Genomic DNA, 8,700 nt, shown 5'->3' on the forward strand with positions numbered 1-8,700 from the left:
CGTCACTGACCCCGGCTTCGGCGGTGACGGTCGCTTTGGCGACGATGGGATCCCCTATGTCACCCAGCCATGGCAGGCGCGCTGCGGAGCAGGATCGGCCGTCAGCGGTGAACGGTCGGCAACCCGCGCCCGCCGCCCCTGCCCGATCCGTGCTGGCCTCGAACCTCACGACCAGCTTCCCGTTGACCCCTGCCCGGCGCGGGTGCGCTGCCGTGCCGACGTGCGGATGAGTATTTTGGCCCCCAGTGGCTTGCTGCCCTGTTCAGGGTGGGCGGCGACCGCCGGAAGGCCCTCCGAAACGTCCCGGGGCTCCGCTCCGGTGGAGTTCGCCATCTCCACTCTGCTGCCGGCAGGTACGCATATCTGATCGGATAGTTTTGACAGGTAGATGGCTACTTCAAAACAGCCTGAAGGGCGGCGCGTGCGGTGGCTTCCTGCTCTAGCGCGTAGCCCCGGTGCAGGCAGCGTTGCGCGAAGACGCCAACCGGATCCGGGCGTTGTGCGAGCTGCTGGAGGCGGCTGCGGCTGTGAGTGTTGAAGGGCCGGCCTTCGTCGTGCGGCACGGTGCCGACGTCTACGACGTGGATGGTGGTATCCGGCGGCAGGTTGTCGTGGATGCGGGCGGTGATGCGGACGCCGCCGAGGTCGGCGTCCGCGCAAATGACGACTGCGGAGGTCTGCTGCGTCGCCTGGGCGATCATCGACACGACGGCGTCGGGCGGCTGCCCGTGGCACCAGACGACCGGCAGGTCGGCCCGGGTGTCACAGACCGCTTCGGCCGCCTGCCGGTTCTCTAAGACCAGCAGGACATCAGCCGGCCCGGTGACGGTCAGTCGCGGCAGCATGTGGGGGCTCAGCCGGATGTCGTGCGGCCCGGGCATCGCCGACAGGTCGAGGATGGAGCCGTCGGTCGTGTGCAGCAGGATCGGGCCACCGAGCCCGATGTACGGGTTGCGGGCAACGCCGAGTGCGATGAGCGTCTCGTGGTCGAAGCCCATCGAGGCGAGCAGATGGTTCACGTCGTCGCGGGCTTTCGTGTCCTTGGCGTGACTCTGCACGAAGGCGCGAAGCGAATCGTGGCTGCGGCCCTCGGCCAGGTCGGTGGCCGCGCGCACCGCCCACAGCAACCGGTCGGGATGATCGGTATCACGGAGTGCCCGGCTGACATCCGGCCAGTCGTCGGCGAGCGCCGACGCGATCTGCTCCGCCCTGGTGCGAAGGGTGCTGGTGTCGTCCCGACGGCGGCTTCGACGTTCCTGTTCGGCTGCCGCGAGGTCGGGGTGCGGGTACACCCGGCGTGGCGGCTGGGCCAGGGCGTTGCCGTTGAGGGTGTAGCCGATCGTCACGCAGCCGGCTTCGGCGAGCTCCAGCATGATGCGCAGCGCGTCGGTACCGAACCTGCTGCTGACACCGGCCCAGCTGTGCTCGCTGCGGATGACCCAGCTCCAGTCGCTGTCGCTGAGCAGGCCCTCCGGTCGGCGGGGGGCCTCGCTCGGTTCTGCGGTGCGGAGCCGTGCAGAGCGCGGTCTCGGTCGGCCTCGGCTGTCGCGGGGGTAGCGGCCGCTGGGAGGCAGTGGTGCGTAGGCGACCAGGCCCGGGTAGTCGCGGATCCAGCTCAGGGTGATCTCGGGGTCCGGTTTCTCGGGGATGGTGCCGTCGGTGTCGGTCATGTCTGGGGCTCCGGTCGGAACGAGGTCATCCAGTCGGAGAGCAGTTGCACCCGGGCGGTGTCGGCTTCGCTGCCGATGACGACCGGTGCCTGGTTGTACGGCATGACGTCGGACGGGCGGCGCAGCTTGATGTAGAGGCTGGACGCGCCGATCGCGTACCTCTCCATGTCGTCCTGCAGGGCGCCGACGACGCTGATCGCCCGGTCGCGGCCGATGTTCTCGAACAGGGCGACGGCGTCGCGGCGGTGTGCCGCGCCGAGGTTGCGGCCGAGTTCGTCGAGGACCAACAGCAGCGGCCGGTCCTGGGCGCCGGCGAGTGCCGCCGCGCAGACGAGCTTCACTGCTTTGTCGTCCATCTGGGCGGTGTTGCCGCGCAGCCGGTACGACGACGGCGGCTTGCCCTCGCCGCGCCGCCAACGTGGGGTGATCGTCCACTGCCACGGCTTCTCCGGGTCGGCGGGGGCTTCCGGTTCCGGGAAGTCGAGGTTGCCGCCGTAGCCGCCGTAGGTCTGGTCGAGCCGGTCGAACTCGTCGGACACCTGCCGCAGCTTCGCCTTGATCGCTTTGGCGGTGGTCGACCGCAACGCCTCCGACGTTCGCCGAGCCTCGTCGAGCGCGGCCTTCGCCCCAGTCAGGGTGAACGTCTTCGCCTGCCGCTCCCGCTGGATCTGGGAGGCGTTCTCCCGGTCGACACGCTCATGATCGGTCAGGAAGTTCCCAACGATCCGCAACACATCGGGGATCAGCCGCACATATGCACCTCCGGTGCGCCGGTCGGCGCGTTGCTCGTCGACGACGCGCAGTTCCTCCGGCCGGTTCTGCTCCGGGTCACCGGGCGGAAAGCACGCGGCGCGCACCTCGTTGGCCAGCCGCGCGCACACCTCGTCCCACTCCGCCGGCGGCCGTATCGCCTCGTTCTCGTCGAGCGTGAGCAGGTGCTGCTCGGCGGTATCCACCGTTCCGGTCCACTGCGCGTTCAGGCGGGGAAGATCGAGATCTGTACGCTGCTGGAGCAATGCGTTCCACTCTTTGCGGTTCTCTTCGAGTTCCTTCTTCAGGGTGGCCAGAGTGCGGTTGGCCGTGTCGATCTGCTGGGCCCGGGCGGCTTTCTCACCGAGAGCGGCCTCGTAGCCGATCTTCGCCTGCCGCAACGGTCCGTCGAGTTTGCTCAGCTCCACTTCGATGGCGGAGTTGCGATCACGGAGCTTCGTCACCATGTCGCGAACCGCACCAGCCTCGGCCTCGGCTTTCGCGCCACGCAGGTGCGCGTCAGCGCGGCTCTTGGTCCGTTCGGCCTCACGGATCCCCTCGTCAGCCTCGTCGTCCTCGCCGGCGGCTTTCTCCAGTTGAGCCTGAGCGGCTCGGATTCGGCCAGCACGACCGGTCAGGGCCTCCGGGAGACCGGCGATCCCGTGCACACCAGCCACAAGATCGATATGACCGTCAGCACCGGCGCGCTCTGCCAACGCCGCGAGGAATCGCCCCACCGGCAGGTCGGGATCCGCGGCGGCCGGCAGGCCTGGCCCGAGCAGGTGGTCGGCCGGGTCTGCTTCGACCAGCAAGCTTCCAGGTAACGCGGCCAGTAGTTGGACGGCTTCCTGAGCTTGGTGGTGAGCGACGGCGACCGCGTGCCGATAGGGCAGCAGCCGAGCTTCCCATACAGGCCGCTGCTGTTCGGTCAAGGAAATCGTGTCGACCAGCGGCGCAGCGGTGATGTCGTTCGCCCGTAGCAACCGGACCTGGGCGACCGCGACATCCTCGCCCTTCTCCGCCGCCGACAGCGCCGCCTTGGCAACCCGCAGCGCGTGCTCGGTACGGCCTTTGATCCGCTCCGCTGCCTGGACCATTCTCCCGGCTTCGGCGATCTCCTCCTCGGCCTGTTCAACGGTGCGCCCGTCAGCGACGGCCGCGACGGCTTGAAGGGTGCGCAGCTGTCCACCGAGGGTTTCGATCGAGCCGACGTTCTGATTCTGCTCGACCTTCAGCGCGCTCTCAACGGCCTTCTGATCCTCGTACGTCTTGATCCGGGTTCGGCAGCTCTCGTCGAACGCCTTGTCGTCGGACAGCCGATGGACCTTCTCACCGGCTGTCTCGATCTGCGCGTCCAGTTCCTTGCGCCGACGTTCCTTCGCCTCGACGTCTTGGCCGATCCGCTCGGATTCGTGGAAGCCGTCGACCAGGTACCGGGCGCAACGGCTTCGCCAGCTGTCACGCGCCTCGGCCAGCAACGTCCGGGCACGCTCCCGTGAGGTGATGCCGTCCTCCACCACCTTCATCCGGTCGTCCCACAGCTCGTATTCCTCCTCGGCCCGCGCGGCCCGCCCGGCATGTTCGTACTCCTCGGCCCGGGACTTCTGTTCCTGCTCGATCTCGGCGGTCAGGCCGGTCAGCGCACCGATGGCCTCGAAGATCCGCTCCGGGGTCAGCTCGTTGAGCGGCTGAGCGAGCAGGTTCGCGGTCGGGCTGGCCCGTACCGAGGTAGACAGGAAAGACACGCACCTGACCGTCGAGCCGTACAGGGTACGGGCGAGCCGGTTGGCGCGGATGTCGGTGCGGCCGTTGCTACGCGGCAGAGCATCCCACAGGCCATCGGCGCCGCCGGCCCGTTCGTCCTCCGTGTCACCGAACGGCACGTGCAGCCGATGGGCCCACCGCAACTCCACGTGCGGGCTCTGCCGGTTGATCCGCAGCCACACCGTCAACGCCGACGCATCCAGCTCCTCCGCCGTGGTGGCCTGCGGCGGCACGAACACGCCGATCAGGTAGCCGCGGTCGGCGTTGGCGTGCATCGCCTCCTGACCGGCGAGCTCGGCGGTGAACAGCAACTCGGCCGCTGCCTGCGCCCCCGACTGCAACCGCCACTGCTCGTCGGCGTGCAGCAGGCTCAGTCCGGCGATGAACGATGACTTGCCCGCACCGTTGGAGTCCGAGGGCCCCTGTCCTGCCACGGTGATCAGCCCACGAGCGGTGATCGGCACCGGGTGAGTCGACAGCCGCGAGATGTTGACCATCTGGATGCCGGCGAGGACGCGCGCTCCGACGATGTCCTCGACGACTCCGTCCGACGGCACGGCTACAGACGTCAACGCTGCCCTCCCACGCGGTTGTGCCGGCGTTCCCGGATCGCTGCGGCCAGCGGATGGTCGGGTGCCGCAGCGAGAATCAACTGGTCCTGCAACTGCTCGCGGGCGGCCGGCGTCAGCCGCGACAACTGCGGGCCCGGGACGTATCCGCTGTCGTGGTCGCCGCCGCGAACCGTTCGGAGCAGCCCGCACGAGGTCAGTCGGCCCAGGGCCGCTCTGACCTCGCCGACCGGCACTTTGCTGTCACGGGTGACGTCTTGCAACGTGGTTGGGTACGGGCTCTCCCAGGAGTCCGCGGCGATTTGCTCCTCGCTGCGCGGGATCGCCACCGAGTGGACCAGCACCAGAACCAGCACCGCGCGGTCGGCCAGTGACAGCGGCTGCCACCCCATCTCGGTGAGCTCAGTCCGTACGGCGTCGTCGAACCCGGACGTGAAATGCAACTGGTCGACCGTCACCAGTGTCCGGCCGGTTCGGCGAAGTAGCTCTTCCAGCCGTTCACGGCTCGTCGCATCGCTCAGCGCGGGCAAGAACTGTCGATGAACCGGACCGCTGCCATGCTCCAGCAGCGCGTACGCGGCTTCGACCAGCTCCCGCTGCCGATCGGGCAACGTCCCGAGCACCTCTTCGAAGATCGAATTCGGTCGGTTCACGACCCCTCGGACCTGTCCTCAGGGGTGTCGGGGATCAACCGCCACAGCTCCCGAAGAGTGCTCAGCTCCAGCGACCCGAAGGACGCGATCCGCGGACCGATCCGCACCGTGTCCGTTGCCTCCAGCAGGACCCAACCGGATACCGATAGGCGCCGGAGCCCCGCGGACAGCAGTTGCTGACGACTCACCTTGTTGCGGCCCGGCACCAGCCGTCGCAACACCTCTCCAACATGACCGGTCGAAGCCGGCAGCCCGGGCCACGGATCCGTTGCGGGATCAGGCCAGCAACACCGCAAAGTCGCGGCCAGCACTCGCAGAGTTCCCTTGCTGTCCATCATCGAAGAGCCCGGCACCCCGTACTCGATCAGAACAGCCGGTCCCGCGCTGTCAGGCAGGTTCGGGATCAGCCACACCGCCTTGGCGTCAGCCTCCACCAGCCGACGCAACCCGGCCGGTGTCGGTCCACCAGCGGAGACCTGCTGCGGACCGCCGGACCGGATCCGCGCCCACCACAGGGCCGCATCCCGCTCGTTCACGCCGCCTCCAGCTGGTCCCGGCGGAACCAGCCGTCGGAGACCCACGTCCGCGTGGACGTCACATCGACACGCCACCCATCGCCCCAGGTCACCGTGTACGGCAGCTCCGGGCGTAGATGAATCGCGGTCACCTCCGATAACACACGCCGACCGGTCGGCCAGTCACCCGCGTCGGCGAGAAGCTGCGCCACCGTGACCACATCCCGCCCGGCGAGCAACTCCTCCGCGCGCTGAGCCAACAGCGTCGCCTCTGGGTCGACGTCGACTTCCGTCGGCGGAGGCTCCTCGTCGACACGCGGTCGCGGCGGCGGCACCCGGCCAGTGTCGGACTGCAGCCCTTCCTCCACCGCGTCCAGCAGATCGTCGGCGGTGAAGAACGGCTCTGGCGCGTCGAACAGCAAACCGTCCAGCGCCTGCGCCAGTCCCTCGGTGCTGCTGTCCCGCGCGAACGTGCGCCACCGCTCGGTCGGCAGCAACCCCAACGCACGCGTCTTGCCGGCGTGCGCCAGCAGCCGCCCGGCCGCAGTGTTCAACGCGTCGCGATAGGCCGCCAGCGCCATCCGGAGCTGCGTGCACTCCGGCAACAACTGCGGATGCCGGTCCGCGGCCGCATTGTGATATACCCGCGCCTTGTCGAGCAGGTCGCTGTTACCCAGCAGCGGCTGCGCCTGCGTCCGCAAGGACTCGACCGTCGCCGACTTCGCCAACTGCATAATCGGATTCGCCAGCAGCCGGAAAACCGTCGTCATCTCCAGCAACTGCTCGCGCACCACCTCCGGGGTCGTGTCATCGTCGTCCAGCGCCAGCCGGGCCATCGACAACATCCGGTGCAGCTCCGCCTGGCCCCCGGTCTGCGACAACCGGCGCAGAAAAAGCAACATCACATACGGCGCGAACGTCGCCTGGTAGAACATCTCGTGCGGCCGCTCGTTGACCCGGGTCACCGCACGGTACGACCGCAGCACCTCGAACCGGCGCCGGACCACATCCGCCGGCACCGCCGGACATGCAAGCACGGCCTGTTCGATCGTCATCCCGGCTGGCCCCGCGTCAGCGAACGCCTGCAAGATCGACTCGTCGACCCCGACCGAGTCCGCATCGTCCACCATCGCGTTGGCGTTCCGCGCCAACACCGCGAAGACCTGCCGGTAGATCCCGAGAACAGCCGATTCGGCAGCGTAGTCATCGAACGTCAAGGCCGCTGCATCGCTCATAGGAGGTCGACAATATCGCGGTAAGCCAGCAAGCAGGAGACCCTTCGTACGCCGAGGCTGCCAAATGCTCCCCCGGCCTCCGACGGCAAGATCATCGGACGATGCCTCGCGCTCCAGCCGCCGGGTGACGGAGAGCCACGGACGGCTCGACGGCGCTGCACTGAGCCTTCCCGCGCAACTGCACCGCCGAGCGGGACGACACCATCGATCAGGCCGAGACAGGAGGCCCAGGCTGGCCAGCGTCGCGGGCCAGCCGGGTCATGATCTCCGAGGAGTGGCTTCAGGCCCAGAAGAGGATGTCGCCGAGATTCTGCTGATCACTGAGGGGCTGGCGGGCTGGGCTTGAAGCACCCTCGAGGCTCGTGGTGTACCAGCCAGTGGAGTCGTTGATCGCCACCTGCTTTCTGTCGGGAGCAGGCAGGACCGTCGGTCGGGAAGCCTTACTCGCCGGCGCGACCTGCTTGACCGTCACCGTGCCCGCAGGCACGTCGACCGTAGCCAGAGCGACGCTGCCGTAGTACTGGCGCGAAATGTCGCGGGAAGAAGTGCACAAGAACGCAGCCTTGTCGACCTGCGTCTTGCAGTCGTACCAGAAGTCGCCGCTAAGTACATCACCGCCCGGCTTGACCCCGGTAACCACGAGATCGGTGACCGTGTCGCCGCCGACGTAAACCCGTACATCAGACTTGTTCAAGCCGGCGATGCGGAACTTCTTCTCCTGTCGAACGCTTCCCGCGCCCTCATCCATCGGAGCCGTGTCCGGCTGGGCCGGATCGACAGACACCACCCGACCAGGTTCAGACACCGCGGCGCCGACCGTGGCTCGGATCCGGCCGTCCTCGCCGAAAGTTGGGGTGTCGAAGCATTGCTTAGCCTCACCGAACGCCTGCGGCGGCTTCCACCGTCCCGACGGGACATAGGTACCACCGGTCAGCGTCGCCACATACAGCTCGCAATCGTTGGTGTATGCCAGACGATGCATCCTCGCGTCGAAGGCCTCCCGGCGGTTGACGCTGGCCTCGCCCGGCGCCACCGCAGTGGCGAGCAAATTGCCGGTGGCGACGTCATACACCAGCAAGCCCTTGGTGCGAGCGGAGAAGTTGTCCTTCGAGATCACGATCCCCGACGGCAGACCGACCTGACCCGTCGGCTCGATCACACCGTCGTCACCCACCGGTGCGCTACTGCTCGTGGGTTGCACAGAGGAGCCTCCACCGCACCCGCTCAACAACACCGCAACAGCACACACCACCGCGACCCGCCGCACGACAACCTCCCCAGGTCCGAGGCCGGGTGACGACCCCGCGGCAGTGATCCTAAGCCATGCAGCTACACCCTGTAGCCCTCTCAATCCATCACGCCAACCTCTCGGGTGCAAGGGCCAGTAGTCGTGCTCAAGCCGACCAAGATAGCCGGAGGGACTGCACCCGGTTCGGTTGACTCCTGACCTGTGAGGATCTGTTCCTCGCTGGAAGGATGTCTGTCATGCCGAAAGCGTTCCCCCTGGAGTTCCGCCGTGACGTGGTCGCGGTCGCCCGCAAGGG

Annotated in this window: 6 protein-coding genes; all 6 read right to left on the reverse strand. The window is 67.9% G+C overall.

What is annotated here, in order from left to right; genetic code table 11:
• Positions 1–392: 392 nt before the first annotated feature.
• Positions 393–1,670, reverse strand: coding sequence for a DUF2399 domain-containing protein (locus tag GVV04_RS31610; protein WP_161692671.1), 1,278 nt, complete (start codon positions 1,668–1,670; stop codon positions 393–395).
• A complete protein-coding gene (locus tag GVV04_RS31615) occupies positions 1,667–4,756 on the reverse strand; it encodes a coiled-coil domain-containing protein (protein ID WP_235967322.1) in 3,090 nt (1,029 codons plus the stop codon). Before GVV04_RS31615 ends, GVV04_RS31610 begins: the two co-directional genes overlap by 4 nt.
• Complete coding sequence (locus tag GVV04_RS31620) at positions 4,753–5,406, reverse strand: hypothetical protein (RefSeq protein ID WP_161692672.1); 654 nt, start codon at positions 5,404–5,406, stop codon at positions 4,753–4,755. The genes GVV04_RS31615 and GVV04_RS31620 overlap by 4 nt, the downstream gene beginning before the upstream one ends.
• Positions 5,403–5,942 carry a hypothetical protein gene (locus GVV04_RS31625; protein ID WP_161692673.1) on the reverse strand — a complete coding sequence of 180 codons (540 nt, stop codon included), beginning with the start codon at positions 5,940–5,942 and terminating at the stop codon, positions 5,403–5,405. The genes GVV04_RS31620 and GVV04_RS31625 overlap by 4 nt, the downstream gene beginning before the upstream one ends.
• On the reverse strand, positions 5,939–7,156 hold the full coding sequence (locus GVV04_RS31630) for a hypothetical protein (protein ID WP_161692674.1): 1,218 nt from the start codon (positions 7,154–7,156) through the stop codon (positions 5,939–5,941). The genes GVV04_RS31625 and GVV04_RS31630 overlap by 4 nt, the downstream gene beginning before the upstream one ends.
• A 280-nt stretch (positions 7,157–7,436) precedes the next feature.
• A complete protein-coding gene (locus tag GVV04_RS31635; protein ID WP_161692675.1) occupies positions 7,437–8,330 on the reverse strand; it encodes a hypothetical protein in 894 nt (297 codons plus the stop codon).
• Positions 8,331–8,700: the final 370 nt, after the last annotated feature.

It is taken from the genome of Micromonospora rubida (assembly GCF_009908295.1).
GTDB lineage: Bacteria > Actinomycetota > Actinomycetes > Mycobacteriales > Micromonosporaceae > Micromonospora > Micromonospora rubida.

What these genes read in the sequence shown, in the direction of transcription:
- GVV04_RS31610 (WP_161692671.1), bottom strand. Translation starts at nt 1,670, where the DNA reads ATGACCGACACCGACGGCACCATCCCCGAGAAACCGGACCCCGAGATC.
- GVV04_RS31630 (WP_161692674.1), bottom strand. Translation starts at nt 7,156, where the DNA reads ATGAGCGATGCAGCGGCCTTGACGTTCGATGACTACGCTGCCGAATCG.